This is a genomic window from Pseudomonas sp. A6, from assembly GCF_052367875.1.
GTDB classification, from domain to species: domain Bacteria; phylum Pseudomonadota; class Gammaproteobacteria; order Pseudomonadales; family Pseudomonadaceae; genus Pseudomonas; species Pseudomonas citronellolis.
On the sequence record NZ_CP198970.1, the window covers coordinates 1,793,203 to 1,809,379 of the forward strand.

Genomic DNA, 16,177 nt, shown 5'->3' on the forward strand with positions numbered 1-16,177 from the left:
TACAGAAGTAAAACCCGTTCCGGTATGCCCATGCGTGTCGACCTGCATTGCCATAGCACCGCCTCCGACGGCCAGCTGCCGCCCGCTGCCGTGGTGGCCCGCGCACACCAGCGCGGCGTACGCCTGCTCGCCCTGAGCGACCACGACACCCTGGAAGGTTTGCCCGAGGCGCGCGCCGCCGCCGAGGCGCTGGGGGTGACACTGGTCAACGGCGTGGAGCTGTCCTGCACCTGGGGTGGGGCGACCATCCACGTCCTGGGTTACGCCTTCGACAGCGCCGCCGAGCCGCTGGTTCGCGCCCTCGATGACCTGCACCGCGGGCGCTGGGCGCGCGCCGAGGAGATCGGCCGGCGCCTGGAGGCCAAGGGCATGCCCGGCGCCTTCGAGGGCGCGCGGGCCGTCCAGCGCGAGCTGGGCGACAGCGAAAACGCCCCGGCGCGGCCGCACTTCGCCGAGTTCCTGGTGCGCGCCGGTCACGTCGCCGAGCGTGCCGAGGCCTTCCGCAAGTGGCTGGGCGCCGGCAAGCTGGGCGACGTCAAGCAGCACTGGCCGAGCCTCGCCGAGGCGGTCGGCACCCTGCGCGCGGCGGGCGCCTGGGTCAGCCTGGCGCACCCCTACCAGTACGATTTCACCCGCACCAAGCGGCGCAAGCTGATTGCCGACTTCATCGACGCCGGCGGCCACGCCATCGAAGTGGTCAACGGCCTGCAGCCGGCCGAGCAGGTCGGCGTGCTGAGCATCCTGGCCCGCGAATTCGGCCTGCTGGTCAGCGCCGGCAGCGATTTCCACGGCCCCAGCGACTGGTCGGAGCTGGGGCTGTACCGGCCCGTGCCGGACGACCTTCCGCCCTTGTGGACGCGCTTCGCCGGCGCGGCCCGGGCCCTCGAGGAGACTTCATGAGCCAGTTCTTCCAGGTCCACCCGGAAAACCCCCAGCCACGCCTGATCAAGCAGGCGGTGGAGATCGTCCGCCAGGGCGGGGTGATCGCCTATCCCACCGATTCCTCCTATGCCCTGGGCTGCCGCCTGGGCGAGAAGGGCGCAGTGGAGCGCATCCGCCGGCTGCGCAAGCTCGACGACAAGCACAACTTCACCCTGGTGTGCCGCGACCTGTCCGAGCTGGGCCTGTACGCCAAGGTCGACACCCGCCTGTTCCGCCTGCTCAAGGCCCACACGCCCGGGCCCTACACCTTCATCCTCGACGCCACCCGCGAGGTGCCGCGCATGCTGCTGCACCCCAAGCGCCGCACCATCGGCCTGCGCGTGCCGGCCTGCCCGATCGCCCAGGCGCTGCTGCAGGAGCTGGGCGAGCCGCTGATGAGCGTCAGCCTGATCATGCCCGGCGAGACCGAGCCGATGAGCGACCCCTATGAAATGCGCGGCGCGCTGGAACACCAGGTGGACCTGGTGCTGGACGGCGGCTACGGCGGCGTCGAGGCTTCCACGGTGATCAACCTCACCGGCGAGGAGCCGGAGGTGGTGCGCGTCGGCTGCGGCGACCCGGCCCCCTTCGAGGCCTTCGCCTGAGGCGCTTTTCTATACTGCCGCCCTTGACTGTCCGTCCGAGGTCCCGCGCTTGAGCAATGTCGAATCCCAGCGCCGTGTGCTGTCCGGCATGCGCCCCACCGGGCGCCTGCACCTGGGCCACCTGCACGGCGTGCTGCGGAACTGGGTGCGCCTGCAGCACGAGTACGAATGCTTCTTCTCCATCGTCGACTGGCACGCCCTGACCACCGAGTACGATGACGTCGGGCCGATACGCCAGCACGTCCGCGACATGGCCGTGGACTGGCTGGCGGTGGGCGTCAGCCCCAGCGCCGCGACCCTCTTCATCCAGTCCCAGGTGCCCGAGCACGCCGAGCTGCACCTGCTGCTGTCGATGATCTGCCCACTGCCCTGGCTGGAGCGGGTGCCGACCTACAAGGAGCTGCAGGAAAAACTCGGCCACAAGGACCTGTCGACCTACGGCTTCCTCGGCTACCCGCTGCTGCAGGCGGCGGACATCCTGGTCTACCGCGCCGGCCTGGTGCCGGTGGGCTCGGACCAGCTGGCCCACGTCGAGTTCGCCCGCGAGGTGGCTCGGCGCTTCAACCACCTCTATGGCGGCGAGGTGGACTTCGAGGACAAGGCCCAGGCCGCCGTCGCACGCCTGGGCAAGAGGACCTCGAAGCTCTACAGCAGCCTGCGCAAGGCCTGGCAGGAACAGGGCGACGAGGATGCCCTGGAAACCGCGCGGGCACTGCTCAAGGAGCAGCAGAACCTGACCCTCGGCGACCGCGAGCGGCTGTTCGGCTACCTCGAAGGCAGCAGCCGCGTGCTGCTGCCCGAGCCGCAGACGCTGGTCGGCAGCACTTCGCGCATGCCGGGGCTGGACGGGCAGAAGATGTCCAAGTCCCACGACAACACCATCAGCCTGCGCGAAAGCCCGGCGGAAGTGGAGGAGAAGATCGCGCGCATGCCCACCGACCCGGCGCGGGTGCGGCGCAACGACCCGGGCGACCCGCAGCGCTGCCCGGTGTGGCAGTGGCACCTGATCTACTCCGACGACGCCTGCCGCCAGTGGGTGCAGGAGGGCTGCAGCAGCGCCGGCATCGGCTGCCTGGACTGCAAACGGCCGCTGATCGAGTCGATCAACCAGGAACTGGCGCCGATCCGCGAGCGCGCCCAGGACTACGAGGACAACCCCGAACTGGTGCGCAGCATCCTCGCCGAGGGCGCCGAACACGCCCGCGAGGCGGCGCGCGAGACCCTGGTGGAAGTGCGCCAGGCCATGGGGTTGGTGTACCGCTAGGTTGCCCGGCATTGCGGATAAAATCCTGCGTTGCAGGCGAGCATGGCTTTTCGTAGGAGCGAGCTTGCTCGCGAACCGCATGGCACCGCGTTTGTTCGCGAGCAAGCTCGCTCCTACAGGGAAATGGCGTGGGTGGGGCAGCGTAGGAGCGGATCTCATCCGCGAATCGCGCCGGTGGTTCCGGCTATCGCGGACAAGGTCCGCTCCTACGGGGGAGGAATACCGTGCAACCTGTAGGAGCGGGCCCTGCCCGCGATTCGCGCGCAGGGCCCGCTCCTACAGGGGATGGCGTGGATAGGCGCCATTCCGTCCAATTCCCTCACCATCGCCGCTGAAAAGCAGGGATAATGCCGCCCTGAGCCCGCCCCGCCCGACGAGAGGCCGATGAGCGACCTGAACGAGCCGCAAACCCCGCCCAGCCCCGCCGAATATCGCGAACCGGTGCAGTTGGCGCTCGTCTATGGCGAGGCGGTCACCGAGCTGCCCCAGGACCTGTACATCCCGCCGGACGCCCTGGAGGTCTTCCTCGAAGCCTTCGAAGGCCCGCTCGACCTGCTGCTGTACCTGATCCGCAAGCAGAACATCGACGTCCTCGACATCCCGGTGGCGGAAATCACCCGCCAGTACATGACCTACGTCGAGCTGATGAAGTCGGTGCGCCTGGAGCTGGCCGCCGAATACCTGGTGATGGCCGCCATGCTCGCCGAGATCAAGTCGCGCATGCTGCTGCCGCGCTCGGCCGAGGCCGAGGAGGACGAGGAAGACCCGCGCGCCGAGCTGATCCGCCGCCTGCAGGAATACGAGCGCTTCAAGCAGGCCGCCGAAGACCTCGACGGTCTGCCGCGCCAGGGCCGCGACTACGTGGTGCCGACCGTGGCGGCGCCGGAGGCCAAGGCGCGCAAGCTGCTGCCGCAGGTGGACATGCAGGAGCTGATGCTGTGCATGGCCGAGGTGCTGCGCCGCGCCGACCTGTTCGAGAGCCACCAGGTGACCCGCGAGATGCTCTCCACCCGCGAGCGCATGAGCGAAATCCTCGAACGCCTCAAGGACGCCGGCTTCGTGCCCTTCATCGAGCTGTTCAGCGTCGAGGAAGGCCGCCTGGGCGTGGTGGTGACCTTCATGGCGGTGCTGGAACTGGTCAAGGAACAACTGGTGGAGCTGGTGCAGAACCAGGCCTTCGCGCCCATCCACGTGCGCGCCCGGATCGAGGTGGAGGAGGGCGCAGCGCCGCTCGAGGAGCTGGAAGAGGGCGACGAGGGCGTCTTCGAGCCGGTCGAGGCGCCGGCGCCGGAGCCGACCTTCGAGGACGGCGGCTTCGACGAGACGGCGGACGCCGAGGACTTCGACGAAGAGCCGCTCTGAGCCGCCGGCGTTGCCCTGGCGCCGCGCATTGAGTAGTTTTCCCGCCAGACCGGCGATTCCCGCAACCCGAACCGAGCGACCCGATGAACCTCTCCGACCCCCACGAACTGGCGACCCTGCTCGAAGGCATCCTGCTGGCTTCCGGCCGGCCGCTGTCGCTGGAGCGCCTCGGCGAGCTGTTCGAGGAGGCTGAGCGCCCGGAGCCGCAGCAATTCCGCGACGCCCTGGCGATCCTGTCGCTGTCCTGCGCCGGGCGCGCCTTCGAACTCAAGGAAGTAGCCAGCGGCTACCGCCTGCAGATCCGCGAGCCGCTCTCGCCCTGGGTCGGCCGGCTGTGGGAGGAGCGCCCGCAGCGCTACTCTCGCGCGCTGCTGGAAACCCTGGCGCTGATCGCCTACCGCCAGCCCATCACCCGCGGCGAGATCGAGGACATCCGCGGCGTGGCGGTGAACACCCAGATCGTCAAGACGCTGATGGAGCGCGAGTGGATCCGCATCGTCGGCTACCGCGAGGTGCCGGGGCGCCCGGCGATGCTCGCCACCACCCGCACCTTCCTCGACTACTTCAACCTCAAGAGCCTGGAAGAGCTGCCGCCGCTGGCCGAGCTGCGCGAGATGGAAGCCGAGCCGGAAGACGTGCAACTGGTGCCGGTCCACCTGCCCAGCCCGATCCTCGACGAGGACTACGTGCCGGCGTCCATCCAGGCCCTGGCCGACCAGGCGCTGCGCGAAGCCGGCGAAGAGCCGGAAGCCGCGCCGCCGGAGGAGAAGCCCGAGGAGACCAGCTTCCGCAGCCTGCTGGCCGAGCTGGACGAAATGGAGCAGGGCCTGAAGACCGATTTCGACGACCTGATCGAACCGCCGCCGGTCGCCGAAGACGAGGCCGCGGACGACCCCGCAGCGGCCGAAGAAGCCTTGCCGACAGCGCCCGACGACGCCGTCGAGGCAGCCCCGGAGCCCGCCGCAGAGCCCGCCGCGCCGGCGCCCGAGGCCGAGGAATACGACGAGGAGCGCGCCCTGGCCGAGGCCATGCGCGAGGAACTCGAGGCCATGGCCAGGGAACGCGACCACTGATCCGCGCGTCCGAAAGTCGGGGGCGCCGCCCCTGAAAGCTTTCAACCGTTGACTTCCATCGCGCGCGGGACGACCTTATGTGCCGCGCCGCACGGGCGCCGGCGGCAGCACCTGGGGGAGCCGCCGGAACAGCGCCGGGTATGGCCGTCATCGAACCTTCCAACATTCAACAGTCGGCCGCCGCCCTGGCGCGGGCCACTGAGTGCGCACACATAATGAAGAGAACACACCTCTGCCTCGGCCTCCTGCTGGGGTTGAACAGCGTTTCCCTGTTCGCTGCCGAGGGGCCGGCGGTTCCGCTGCCGGGGCAGTCCAAGGACGCCTTCATCAGCCAGCTGATGCAGCAGATGAGCCTCGAAGAGAAGATCGGCCAGCTGCGCCTGGTCAGCGTCGGCCCCGACCATCCCAAACCGGTGCTGCTGGAAGAGATCAAGACCGGCAATACCGGCGCCATCTTCAACACCGTGGTCCGCCCGGGCATCCGCGATCTGCAGGACGCGGCCATGCGCAGCCGCCTGAAAATCCCGCTGTTCTTCGCCTACGACGTGGTCCACGGCCATCGCACCGTGTTCCCCATCGGCCTGGGCCTGGCCGCCAGCTGGGACATGGACGCGGTCGCCACCAGCGCGCGCATCGCCGCTCTGGAAGCCAGCGCCGACGGCCTCAACCTGACCTACTCGCCCACCGTCGACATCGCCCGCGACCCGCGCTGGGGGCGCGTGTCCGAAGGCTTCGGCGAGGACACCTACCTGGTCAGCCGCATCGCCGGGACCGTGGTCAAGGCCTACCAGGGCAAGGGCCTGGACCAGCCGGGCACCATCATGGCCGGGGTCAAGCACTTCGCCCTGTACGGCGCCGGCGAGGGCGGGCGCGACTACAACACCGTGGACATGAGCCTGCCGCGCATGTTCCAGGACTACCTGCCGCCGTACCGCGCGGCCATCGACGCCGGCGCCGGCGCGGTGATGGTCTCGCTGAACAGCGTCAACGGCGTGCCGGCCACCGCCAACAAGTGGCTGCTGCAGGACGTGCTGCGCAAGCAGTGGGGCTACAAGGGCGTGCTGCTCAGCGACCACGGCGCGGTGATGGAGCTGATCAAGCACGGCGTCGCCGGCGAACCGCGCGAGGCCGCGCGCCTGGCGATGACCGCGGGCGTCGAGATGAACATGAACGACGACCTCTACGGCAAGGAACTGCCGGAGCTGCTCAAGACCGGGGCCATCAGCCAGGCCGACATCGACCGCGCCTGCCGCGACGTGCTGGCGGCCAAGTGGGACATGGGCCTGTTCAAGGACCCGTACCGCTACCTGCAGGGCGCCGACCCGGTCGACACCGACGCCGAAAGCCGCTTGCATCGCGCCGAGGCCCGCGACGTGGCACGCCGCGGTATGGTGCTGCTGAAGAACGAAGGCGACGTGCTGCCGCTCAAGCGCGGCGGCACCATCGCCCTGGTCGGCCCGCTGGCTGACAGCAAGCGCGACGTGATGGGCAGCTGGTCCGCCGCCGGCAAGGCCTTCCAGGCGGTGACCCTGCTCGAAGGCATGGGCCACGCCACCCGCGGCAAGGCCGCGCTGCTGTACGCGAAGGGCGCCAACGTCACCAATGATGAAGAGATCATCAAGTACCTCAACGAATACAACGAGGACGTGAAGATCGACCCGCGCAGCCCGCAGGCAATGATCGACGAGGCGGTGGCCAAGGCCAGGCAGGCCGACGTCATCGTGGCGGCGATCGGCGAGGCCCAGGGCATGGCCCACGAGGCGTCGAGCAAGACCAACCTGCACATCGCCCAGAGCCAGTACGACCTGCTCAAGGCGCTGAAGGCCACCGGCAAGCCGCTGGTGCTGGTGCTGATGAACGGCCGCCCGCTGGACCTGCGCTGGGAAACCGAGAACGCCGACGCGGTGCTGGAGACCTGGTTCAGCGGCACCGAGGGCGGCAACGCCATCGCCGACGTGCTGTTCGGCGACTACAACCCCTCGGGCAAGCTGCCGATGACCTTCCCGCGCTCGGTGGGGCAGATTCCGATCTACTACAACCACCTCAACACCGGCCGCCCGTTCGACCACGAGCACCCGAACAAGTACACCTCGCGCTACTTCGACTCGCAGAACGGCCCGCTGTACCCCTTCGGCTACGGCCTGAGCTACACCCGCTTCAGCGTTTCCGACGTGCAGATGTCCAGCCCGCGGATGCACAAGGGCGACACCCTCAAGGCGCGGGTGACGGTGAAGAACACCGGCAAGCGCGCCGGCGAGACCGTGGTGCAGCTGTACCTGCGCGACGAGGTGGCTTCCATCAGCCGCCCGGTGAAGGAGCTCAAGGGTTTCCGCAAGGTCATGCTGCAGCCGGGCGAGTCGAAGGTGGTGGAATTCCCGATCCGCGAGGAAGACCTGCGCTTCTACGACAGCAACCTGCGCTACGCCTCGGAACCGGGCGAGTTCAAGGTGATGATCGGCCTGGACTCGGATGACGTGAAGGAAAGCCAATTCACCCTGCTCTGAGCCGGCTTGCCGAACCACGACATCGCCCTGATTGGCCCGGCCAATCGGGGCGATGTCTTTTCTGCGTTGGACCTTTCGTCGCCTGTGCCTTCAAGTAGGCCCGGCATATCCCCATGGTGGAGGTGTGCGCGACCCATCGGGAGGCCCCGTGAAAGATCCCTGCATCAAGGTCTGCGAATTCGACGACGGCATCTGCCGCGGCTGCGGGCGCAGCCGCAGCGAGGTCAAGGCCTGGAAGAAACTCGACAAGCCCGAACGCCTGGCGGTGCTGGCCGAAGCCGACATGCGCCTGCTGGTGCTGCAGGCGCAGGGGCGGCGCAAATACCGTTAGCGGTGACAGGGAAGCACGGGCGTAGGAGCGGACTCCGTCCGCGATGGGATCCACCGGTCACGCCGGACGCCCCGGTGGCACGGATGGCGGCGGATAACCGCGAACGGTTATCCGCCCTGCGGTTCTGTTCGCGAGCAAGCTCGCTCCTACGAAGAGCGGCTTGGCACGGCCTTGCAGGCTGACTCTGTACTTGCCGTCCGCACCGGATGGCCCCCTCTCCCTTCAGGGAGAGGGCTGGGGAGAGGGAACGGAGTTCGCCCGGACAAGGGAATCATCTCCTACGGTTCAGGGAAGCACGGGCGTAGGAGCGGACTCCGTCCGCGATTGGACTCACCCCGCCACGCCGGACGCCCCGGTGGCACGGATGGCGGCGGATAACCGCGAACGGTTATCCGCCCTGCGGTTCTGTTCGCGAGCAAGCTCGCTCCTACGAAGAGCGGCTTGGCACGGCCTTGCAGGCTGGCTCTGTACTTGCCGCCGCTCAGGACGGCCCCCTCTCCCTTCAGGGAGAGGGCTGGGGAGAGGGAACGGAGTTCGCCCGGACAAGGGAATCATCTCCTACGGTTCAGGGAAGCACGGGCGTAGGAGCGGACTCCGTCCGCGATGGGATCCACCGGTCACACCGGACGCCCCGGTGGCACGGATGGCGGCGGATAACCGCGAACGGTTATCCGCCCTGCGGTTCTGTTCGCGAGCAAGCTCGCTCCTACGAAGGGCGCCTTGGCACGGCCTTGCAGGCTGGCTCTGTACTTGCCGTCCGCACCGGACGGCCCCCTCTCCCTTCAGGGAGAGGGTTGGGGAGAGGGAGCGGAGTTCGCCCAAACAATGGGGTCTCCGGTAAGGCACCCGCCGCAAAGGCCGATGGACGCCAGCTATCAATTCCCCCGGGACAGGAAAAGGCCCACGACACTCGCAGAATCAGGGCCTTCAGCGAGAGCCGGGCTCTGATGTTAAGTGGCGCCAACCTCAACCGAGCCACCAGGAGCCCCGATGAACGAATTCCACTGCTGCCCGCACCACGCACCCGAGGACCCGCGCCGCCGCGCCCTGCTCAAGGGCGGCGCCGGCCTCGCCGCCCTCGGCCTGCTCGGGGCCGCCGGCTGGCTGGGCGCGCCGGGCCAGGCCCATGCCGCTGCGCTGGGCAAGGCCGAGCGCGACGCCCTGACGCCCGACCAGGTCATTGAACGCCTGCGCCAGGGCAACCGGCGCTTCCGCAGCGGCCAGGCATCGCAGCATGACTACCTGGCACAGAAGCGCGCCAGCCGCGACGGCCAGTATCCGGCGGCAGTGATCCTCAGCTGCATCGACTCCCGCGCGCCGGCGGAAATCCTCTTCGACCTCGGCATCGCCGACACCTTCAACGCCCGCGTGGCGGGCAACGTGGCCAGCCCGGAGCTGCTCGGCAGTCTGGAATACTCCTGCGCGGTGGCCGGCGCCAAACTGGTGCTGGTCATGGGGCACACCGGCTGCGGCGCGATCAAGGGCGCCATCGACGATGCCCGGCTCGGCCACCTGACCGGCCTGCTGGACAAGATCGAGCCGGCCGTCGCCGCGACTGCCTATGACGGCGAGCGCAACGCCAGAAATGCCGCCTTCGTCGATGCCGTGGCCAGGACCAACGTACGCCTCACCCTCGAACACATCCGCAAGGAGAGCGCGGTGCTGGCCCAGCTGGAGCGGGAAGGGCGGATCAAGCTGGCCGGGGCGCTCTATCACCTGAACGGCGGCGAGGTCGAGTTCTTCGCCTGAGTTCGTTCGCAGCGGCGGGGCGCAAGGCCCCGCCGCCTTCTGCGCCGCCGCGCCTCAGGCCGGCGCCCGCCACAGCGCCAGGGCGTTGTCCAGCATGCGGTTGGAAAAGCCCCATTCGTTGTCGTACCAGGCCATCACCTTGAGCAGCCGGCCGCTGACCTTGGTGTGGTTGGCGTCGAAGATGGCCGAGCGCGGGTCGTGGTTGAAGTCCACCGAGACCAGCGGCTGGCTGTTGTAGCCGAGGATGCGCGAACCCTGGCTGGCTATCCTGAACAACTGGTTGACCTCCTCGACCGTGGTGTCGCGGCCGACCTGCACGGTCAGGTCCACCAGCGAGACGTTGATCACCGGCACCCGCACCGCAAGGCCGGTGAGCTTGCCGGCCAGCTCCGGCAGCACCAGGCCCACCGCCTCGGCGGCGCCGGTGCGCGTGGGGATCATCGACTGGGTGGCCGAGCGCGCGCGGTAGACGTCGCCGTGGTACACGTCGGACAGGCTCTGGTCGTTGGTGTAGGCGTGTATGGTGGTCATCAGGCCCTGTTCGATGCCCAGCTCGCGGTGCAGCACCTGGGCCACCGGGGCCAGGCAGTTGGTGGTGCAGGAGGCATTGGAGATGATCTGGTGCGAGGCGCGCAGCAGCTCGTGGTTGACGCCATGGACGATGGTGGCGTCGACGCCGGCCCCCGGCGCCGAGACGATCACCTTGCGCGCGCCGGCGGCCAGGTGCGCGGCGGCCTTGTCGCGCCGGGTGAAATGTCCGCTGCACTCCAAGACGATATCGACGTCCAAGCCTTTCCAGGGCAGCTGCGCCGGGTCGCGCAGGGCCGTGACGGCGATGCGGTCGCCGTTCACCGTGAGGCTCTCGTCATCATGCTCGACCTGCCCGGGGAAGCGCCCGTGGACGCTGTCGTACTGCAGCAGGTGGGCGTTGATGGCGGCGTCGCCGAGGTCGTTGATGGCCACCACTTCGAGCTGTTGGCGGTAGTCGGCGGTATAAAGGGCGCGGAGGACGTTGCGGCCGATGCGGCCGAACCCGTTGATCGCCAGGCGAATGGTCATGGAGGTCGTCTCTTTTGTGTTTTTGTGGTAAAAACCATTAAATTTTTTCGTCAAACAAAAGTAAATATCCTTTAACCGATGATTATGTTGTAAAAACAACAATCGTTAGTCTGCAGGAGAATGCTGCCATGCACCCGCGCGTGCTCGAAGTCACCCGTCGCATCCAGGAACGCAGCGCCGCCACCCGCCAGCGCTACCTCGCCATGGTCAAGGCCGCCGCCACCAAGGGCCCGCACCGCGGCACGCTGCCCTGCGGCAACCTGGCCCACGGCGTGGCTGCCTGCGGCGAGCACGACAAGCAGGCGCTGCGCCTGATGAACCAGGCCAACGTCGGCATCGTCTCTGCCTATAACGATATGCTCTCGGCGCACCAGCCGCTGGAACGCTTCCCGGCGCTGATCAAGGACGCCCTGCGCGAGATCGGCTCGGTGGGCCAGTTCGCCGGCGGCGTGCCGGCCATGTGCGACGGCGTGACCCAGGGCGAGCCGGGCATGGAGCTGTCCCTGGCCAGCCGCGACGTGATCGCCATGGGCACCGCCATCGCGCTGTCCCACAATATGTTCGACGCCGCGCTGTGCCTGGGCGTGTGCGACAAGATCGTCCCCGGCCTGCTGATCGGCGCGCTGCGCTTCGGCCACCTGCCGGTGGTGTTCGTCCCCGCCGGGCCCATGCCCACCGGCATCTCCAACAAGGAGAAGGCCGCGGTGCGCCAGCTCTACGCCGAAGGCAAGGCCAGCCGCGAGGAACTGCTGGTCTCGGAGATGGCCTCCTACCACGCACCGGGCACCTGCACCTTCTATGGCACCGCCAACACCAACCAACTGCTGGTGGAAGTGATGGGCCTGCACCTGCCGGGCGCCTCCTTCGTCAACCCGAACACCCCGCTGCGCGACGAGCTGACCCGCGAGGCCGCGCGCCAGGCCAGCCGCCTGACCCCGGAGAACGGCCAGTACGCGCCCATGGCCGAGGTCATCGACGAGCGCGCCATCGTCAACTCGGTGGTGGCCCTGCTGGCCACCGGCGGCTCCACCAACCACACCCTGCACCTGCTGGCCATCGCCCAGGCCGCCGGCATCCAGCTGACCTGGCAGGACATGGCCGAGCTCTCCGAGGTGGTGCCGCTGCTGGCGCGCATCTATCCCAACGGCCAGGCCGACATCAACCACTTCCAGGCCGCCGGCGGCATGTCCTTCCTGATCCGCCAGCTGCTCGACGGCGGGCTGCTCCACGAAGACGTGCAGACCGTGGTCGGCAAGGGCCTGCGCCGCTACCTGCAGGAACCCTTCCTCGACGGCGGCAAGCTGGTCTGGCGCGAGGGCCCGGCCGACAGCCTGGACGAGGACATCCTGCGCCCGCTGTCGCGCCCGTTCTCCGCCGAGGGCGGCCTGCGCCTGATGGAGGGCAACCTCGGCCGCGGCGTGATGAAGGTTTCCGCCGTGGCCGCCGAACACCAGGTGGTCGAGGCGCCGGTGCGCATCTTCCACGACCAGGCCAGCCTGGCCGCGGCCTTCAAGGCCGGCGAGCTGGAGCGCGACCTGGTCGCCGTGGTGCGCTTCCAGGGCCCGCGCTTCAACGGCATGCCCGAGCTGCACAAGCTGACTCCGTTCCTCGGCGTGCTGCAGGACCGCGGCTTCAAGGTGGCGCTGGTCACCGACGGGCGCATGTCCGGCGCCTCCGGCAAGGTGCCGGCGGCGATCCACGTGTCCCCGGAAGCCAGCGCCGGCGGCCCGCTGGCGCGCCTGCGCGACGGCGACGTGGTGCGCGTCGACGGCACCACCGGCGAGCTGCGCGTGCTGGTCGACGCCGCCGAATGGCAGGCCCGCCCGCTGGCGCCGCTGCCCGAGGACGACGGCAGCGGCATGGGCCGCGAGCTGTTCGCCTTCATGCGCCAGTCGTTCAGTTCCGCGGAGCAGGGCGCCTGCGCCTTCACCGCCGAGCTGGACAGCTTGCGGTAGGGGCTATGCTTGGCGGAGCATTCGCCTCCCGGAACCCGCTCAAACCTTTCAGTTGCCCGAGCTTGCGATGAATTCCAACAACAAATCCCAAGCACCGACCGGCATCGCGCTGGTCGGCGACATCGGCGGGACCAACGCCCGCTTCGCCCTCTGGCGCGAGCAGCGCCTGGAGGCCATCGAGGTGCTGGCCTGCGCCGACTACCCGCGCCCGGAAGACGCCGTGCTGGAGTACCTGCAGCGCGTCGGCCAGCCGCTCGGCGCCATCCATAGCGTCTGCCTGGCCTGCGCCGGGCCCGTGGGCGATGCCGACTTCCGCTTCACCAACAACCACTGGGTCATCAGGCGCGAGGCCTTCCGCGCCGAGCTGGGCCTGAACCACCTGCTGCTGGTCAACGACTTCAGCACCATGGCCTGGGCCGCCTCGCGCCTGGGCGGCGAGGACCTGGTGCAGGTGCGCGACGGCCAGGCCCTGCCGGGCCGCGCCAAGCTGATCATCGGCCCCGGCACCGGCCTGGGCGTCGGCAGCCTGGTGCCGCTGCCCGGCGGCGGCTGGGACGTGCTGCCCTGCGAGGGCGGCCACGTCGACCTGCCGGTGACCGGCGAGCGCGACTTCGCCATCTGGCAGCAGCTGCGCGAGAAGTACGGCCACGTCTCGGCCGAGCGCGCGCTCTCCGGCAGCGGCCTGGAGAACATCTACCAGGCCAGCTGCAAGGTCGACGGCATCGAGCCGCTGGCGCTCTCCGCGGCGCAGATCGGCGAGCGCGCCCTGGCCGGCGACGCCTACTGCGACGCGGTGCTGGAGCACTTCTTCGTGTGGCTGGCGCGGGTCGCCGGCAACGCGGTGATGACGGTCGGCGCCCTGGGCGGCGTGTACATCACCGGCGGCATAGTCCCGCGCTTCCTCGAACGCTTCCAGCGCAGCGGCTTCGCCGAGGCCTTCTGCACCCGCGGCAAGACCAGCGGCCCCTACCTGAGCCAGGTGCCGGTATGGGTGATGACCGCCAGCCATCCGGGCCTGTTCGGCGCCGGCGTGGCCCTGGAGCAGACGCTGCAGGCAAAAGCCTGAACGACCAACGGCAACCACTAGAACAACAACAAGGGATGCCCCGTGAACGCACCCGCCAAATCCATCCTGCTGGTGGATGACGACCAGGAAATCCGCGAGCTGCTGGAAACCTACCTGAGCCGCGCCGGCTTCCAGGTGCGCAGCGCCGCCGATGGCGCGGCCTTCCGCCAGGCCTTGCTGGAAGAGGAGGCCGCCCTGGCCATCCTCGACGTGATGCTGCCCGACGAGGACGGCTTCAGCCTGTGCCGCTGGATCCGCTCGCACCAGCGCCTGGCCTGCATGCCGGTGATCATGCTCACCGCCAGCTCCGACGAAACCGACCGGGTGATCGGCCTGGAGCTGGGCGCCGACGACTACCTGGGCAAGCCCTTCAGCCCGCGCGAGCTGCTGGCGCGGATCAAGGCCCTGCTGCGCCGCGCGCAGTTCACCCAGGTGCGCGGCGGCGAGGTGCTGGCCTTCGACGACTGGCGCCTGGACACGGTCAGCCACCGGCTGTTCCACGAGGACGGCGAGGAGTTCTTCCTCAGCGGCGCCGACTTCGCCCTGCTCAAGCTGTTCCTCGACCACCCGCAGCAGATCCTCGACCGCGACACCATCGCCAACGCCACCCGCGGCCGCGAGGTAATGCCCCTGGAGCGCATCGTCGACATGGCGGTCAGCCGCCTGCGCCAGCGCCTGCGCGACACCGGCAAGGCGCCGCGGCTGATCCAGACCGTGCGCGGCAGCGGCTACCTGCTGGCGGCGCAGGTCCGCCCGCACCTGGGGCCGTGATGGGCGAGCGGCGGCGCTGGCCGCTGGTCCCGCGCTCGCTGCTGGGGCGCATGCTGCTGCTGACGCTGCTGGCGATCCTCGTCGCCCAGGGCCTGTCCAGCCTGTTCTGGCTTTCGCACCTGCGCTCCAGCCAGCGCGAGGGCCTGCTCACCAGCTCGCGCAGCCTGGCCTATTCCATGGCCGCCAGCGTCAGCTACTTCCGCTCGCTGCCCATCGGCTACCGCCCGCTGGTGCTGGACCAGCTGCGCAGCATGGGCGGCACGCGCTTCTTCGTCTCGCTCAACGAGCGCCCGCTGCAGATGCAGAGCCTGCCGGACACGCCGAACAAGCAGGCGGTGCTGGACATCGTCCGCGACGTGCTGCAGCAGAAGCTGGGCAAGGACGTGGAGCTGGAAGTGGAGTTCGTCGCCCCGGACGACCTGCGCCTGTTCAACAGCCAGCTGAAGCTGGAGGAGCTGCCGCGCTCCTGGGCCCACTACGCGCTGACCCTGGAGCCGGTGAACCCGCCGGTGCTGGTGACGCAGATCCGCATCGGCGAGAACGAATGGCTCTACATCGCCAGCCTGATGCCGGCGCCCTACGTCAGCCTGGAGCCGGAGGCGCTGCAGCCGCAGCAACTGCTCTCCATCGGCCTGACCAGCCTGTTGCTGCTGCTCTTCGCCGGCCTGCTGGTGCACCAGCAGAGCCGCCCGCTCAAGCGCCTGGCCCGCGCCGCCCGCGAAGTCGCCCTGGGCAGCCCGGCGGCGCCGCTGGAAGAGCGCGGCGCCCGCGAGCTGGTGGAAGTCAGCCGCGCCTTCAACACCATGCGCGAGAGCATCGACCGCTACCTCAGCGAGCGCGGCCAGCTGTTCAGCGCCATCTCCCACGACCTGCGCACGCCCATCACCCGCCTGCGCCTGCGCGTCGAACTGCTCGACGACGAGCCGCAGCGCGACAAGCTCAACCAGGACCTCGACGAGCTGGAACTGCTGGTCAAGGGCGCCCTGCAATGCGTGAAGGACACCGACATCCACGAGAACATCGAGCCGGTGGACGTCAACCAGTTGCTACAGCACGTAGCCGGCCCCTACCTGGCCGACGGCCGCGTGAAGCTGCTGGGGGAGGCGGGCGAACCCTATCCCGGCAAGCCCCTGGCCCTGCGCCGCTGCATCGGCAACCTGCTGGACAACGCCCTGAAGTACGGCGAACGCGCGCAACTGCAGGTCGAGGACGGCCCGGAAGCGCTGGTCGTGCACGTCGACGACGAGGGGCCCGGGGTGCCGGAGCAGCGGCTGGAGCAGGTGTTCGAACCGCGGGTGCGCCTGTCGCAGCGGGGGCAGGGGTATGGGTTGGGGCTGGGGATTGCGAGGAATATCGCGCATACCCATGGCGGGGAGGTGAGTTTGCAGAACAGGCGGGAAGGGGGGTTGAGGGTGAGGTTGCGTCTACCTAGGTTGGTTGTGGAATAAAGCCATTTCCTGATCCTGGCTCTGATATTGCCGGCGTACTCCGTAATCACATCCCGCAGAGGACAGCCC

13 protein-coding genes are annotated in these 16,177 nt (G+C 68.9%); 12 read left to right on the plus strand and 1 reads right to left on the minus strand.

The window, feature by feature from the left end; genetic code table 11:
* The first annotated feature begins 30 nt into the window (after positions 1-30).
* The 8 genes from ACTWJ5_RS08180 (at position 31) to ACTWJ5_RS08215 (ending at position 9,809) form a co-directional block, all read left to right on the plus strand.
* A complete protein-coding gene (locus ACTWJ5_RS08180; protein WP_074976779.1) occupies positions 31-900 on the plus strand; it encodes a PHP domain-containing protein in 870 nt (289 codons plus the stop codon).
* The gene (locus ACTWJ5_RS08185; RefSeq protein ID WP_253391280.1) at positions 897-1,526 is read left to right on the plus strand and encodes an L-threonylcarbamoyladenylate synthase; all 630 of its coding nucleotides are present in this window, start codon (positions 897-899) and stop codon (positions 1,524-1,526) included. The genes ACTWJ5_RS08180 and ACTWJ5_RS08185 overlap by 4 nt, the downstream gene beginning before the upstream one ends.
* Before the next feature lie 49 nt (positions 1,527-1,575).
* Positions 1,576-2,790 (plus strand): tryptophan--tRNA ligase, encoded by a 1,215-nt coding sequence (locus ACTWJ5_RS08190; protein WP_074976299.1) that lies wholly within the window; start codon positions 1,576-1,578, stop codon positions 2,788-2,790.
* A gap of 513 nt (positions 2,791-3,303) precedes the next feature.
* Entirely contained in the window at positions 3,304-4,152 is an 849-nt protein-coding gene (locus ACTWJ5_RS08195) for a segregation and condensation protein A (RefSeq protein ID WP_245322969.1), read from the plus strand.
* Between the two features lie 83 nt (positions 4,153-4,235).
* Positions 4,236-5,225: an SMC-Scp complex subunit ScpB gene (gene scpB, locus ACTWJ5_RS08200; RefSeq protein ID WP_444438103.1), complete on the plus strand. Its 990-nt coding sequence runs from the start codon at positions 4,236-4,238 to the stop codon at positions 5,223-5,225.
* Between the two features lie 215 nt (positions 5,226-5,440).
* Positions 5,441-7,729, plus strand: a complete 2,289-nt coding sequence (bglX, locus tag ACTWJ5_RS08205; protein ID WP_444438105.1) for a beta-glucosidase BglX — start codon at positions 5,441-5,443, stop codon at positions 7,727-7,729.
* A gap of 148 nt (positions 7,730-7,877) precedes the next feature.
* Positions 7,878-8,060 carry a DUF1289 domain-containing protein gene (locus ACTWJ5_RS08210; protein ID WP_116425669.1) on the plus strand — a complete coding sequence of 61 codons (183 nt, stop codon included), beginning with the start codon at positions 7,878-7,880 and terminating at the stop codon, positions 8,058-8,060.
* 990 nt (positions 8,061-9,050) lie between these two features.
* Positions 9,051-9,809, plus strand: coding sequence for a carbonic anhydrase family protein (locus ACTWJ5_RS08215; RefSeq protein WP_444438107.1), 759 nt, complete (start codon positions 9,051-9,053; stop codon positions 9,807-9,809).
* Between the two features lie 54 nt (positions 9,810-9,863).
* Here ACTWJ5_RS08215 and gap read toward each other — a convergent pair whose 3' ends face one another.
* A complete protein-coding gene (gap, locus tag ACTWJ5_RS08220; RefSeq protein WP_444438109.1) occupies positions 9,864-10,868 on the minus strand; it encodes a type I glyceraldehyde-3-phosphate dehydrogenase in 1,005 nt (334 codons plus the stop codon).
* 128 nt (positions 10,869-10,996) lie between these two features.
* Here gap and edd point away from each other — a divergent pair, with 128 nt between their 5' ends.
* From edd to ACTWJ5_RS08240, 4 genes are all read left to right on the plus strand, one after another.
* On the plus strand, positions 10,997-12,823 hold the full coding sequence (gene edd / locus ACTWJ5_RS08225) for a phosphogluconate dehydratase (RefSeq protein WP_256514661.1): 1,827 nt from the start codon (positions 10,997-10,999) through the stop codon (positions 12,821-12,823).
* Between the two features lie 67 nt (positions 12,824-12,890).
* Positions 12,891-13,889: a glucokinase gene (locus ACTWJ5_RS08230; protein WP_444438112.1), complete on the plus strand. Its 999-nt coding sequence runs from the start codon at positions 12,891-12,893 to the stop codon at positions 13,887-13,889.
* 42 nt (positions 13,890-13,931) lie between these two features.
* Entirely contained in the window at positions 13,932-14,660 is a 729-nt protein-coding gene (locus ACTWJ5_RS08235) for a response regulator (protein ID WP_444438114.1), read from the plus strand.
* Positions 14,660-16,108 (plus strand): ATP-binding protein, encoded by a 1,449-nt coding sequence (locus tag ACTWJ5_RS08240; protein ID WP_444438115.1) that lies wholly within the window; start codon positions 14,660-14,662, stop codon positions 16,106-16,108. The genes ACTWJ5_RS08235 and ACTWJ5_RS08240 overlap by 1 nt, the downstream gene beginning before the upstream one ends.
* Positions 16,109-16,177 lie beyond the last annotated feature (69 nt).

Bases quoted from the DNA above. Each gene is read 5' to 3' on its own strand.
- ACTWJ5_RS08215 (WP_444438107.1), top strand. From the start codon at position 9,051: ATGAACGAATTCCACTGCTGCCCGCACCACGCACCCGAGGACCCGCGC.
- ACTWJ5_RS08180 (WP_074976779.1), top strand. From the start codon at position 31: ATGCGTGTCGACCTGCATTGCCATAGCACCGCCTCCGACGGCCAGCTG.
- edd (WP_256514661.1), top strand. From the start codon at position 10,997: ATGCACCCGCGCGTGCTCGAAGTCACCCGTCGCATCCAGGAACGCAGC.
- scpB (WP_444438103.1), top strand. From the start codon at position 4,236: ATGAACCTCTCCGACCCCCACGAACTGGCGACCCTGCTCGAAGGCATC.
- ACTWJ5_RS08240 (WP_444438115.1), top strand. From the start codon at position 14,660: ATGGGCGAGCGGCGGCGCTGGCCGCTGGTCCCGCGCTCGCTGCTGGGG.
- gap (WP_444438109.1), bottom strand. From the start codon at position 10,868: ATGACCATTCGCCTGGCGATCAACGGGTTCGGCCGCATCGGCCGCAAC.
- ACTWJ5_RS08230 (WP_444438112.1), top strand. From the start codon at position 12,891: ATGAATTCCAACAACAAATCCCAAGCACCGACCGGCATCGCGCTGGTC.
- bglX (WP_444438105.1), top strand. From the start codon at position 5,441: ATGAAGAGAACACACCTCTGCCTCGGCCTCCTGCTGGGGTTGAACAGC.
- ACTWJ5_RS08185 (WP_253391280.1), top strand. From the start codon at position 897: ATGAGCCAGTTCTTCCAGGTCCACCCGGAAAACCCCCAGCCACGCCTG.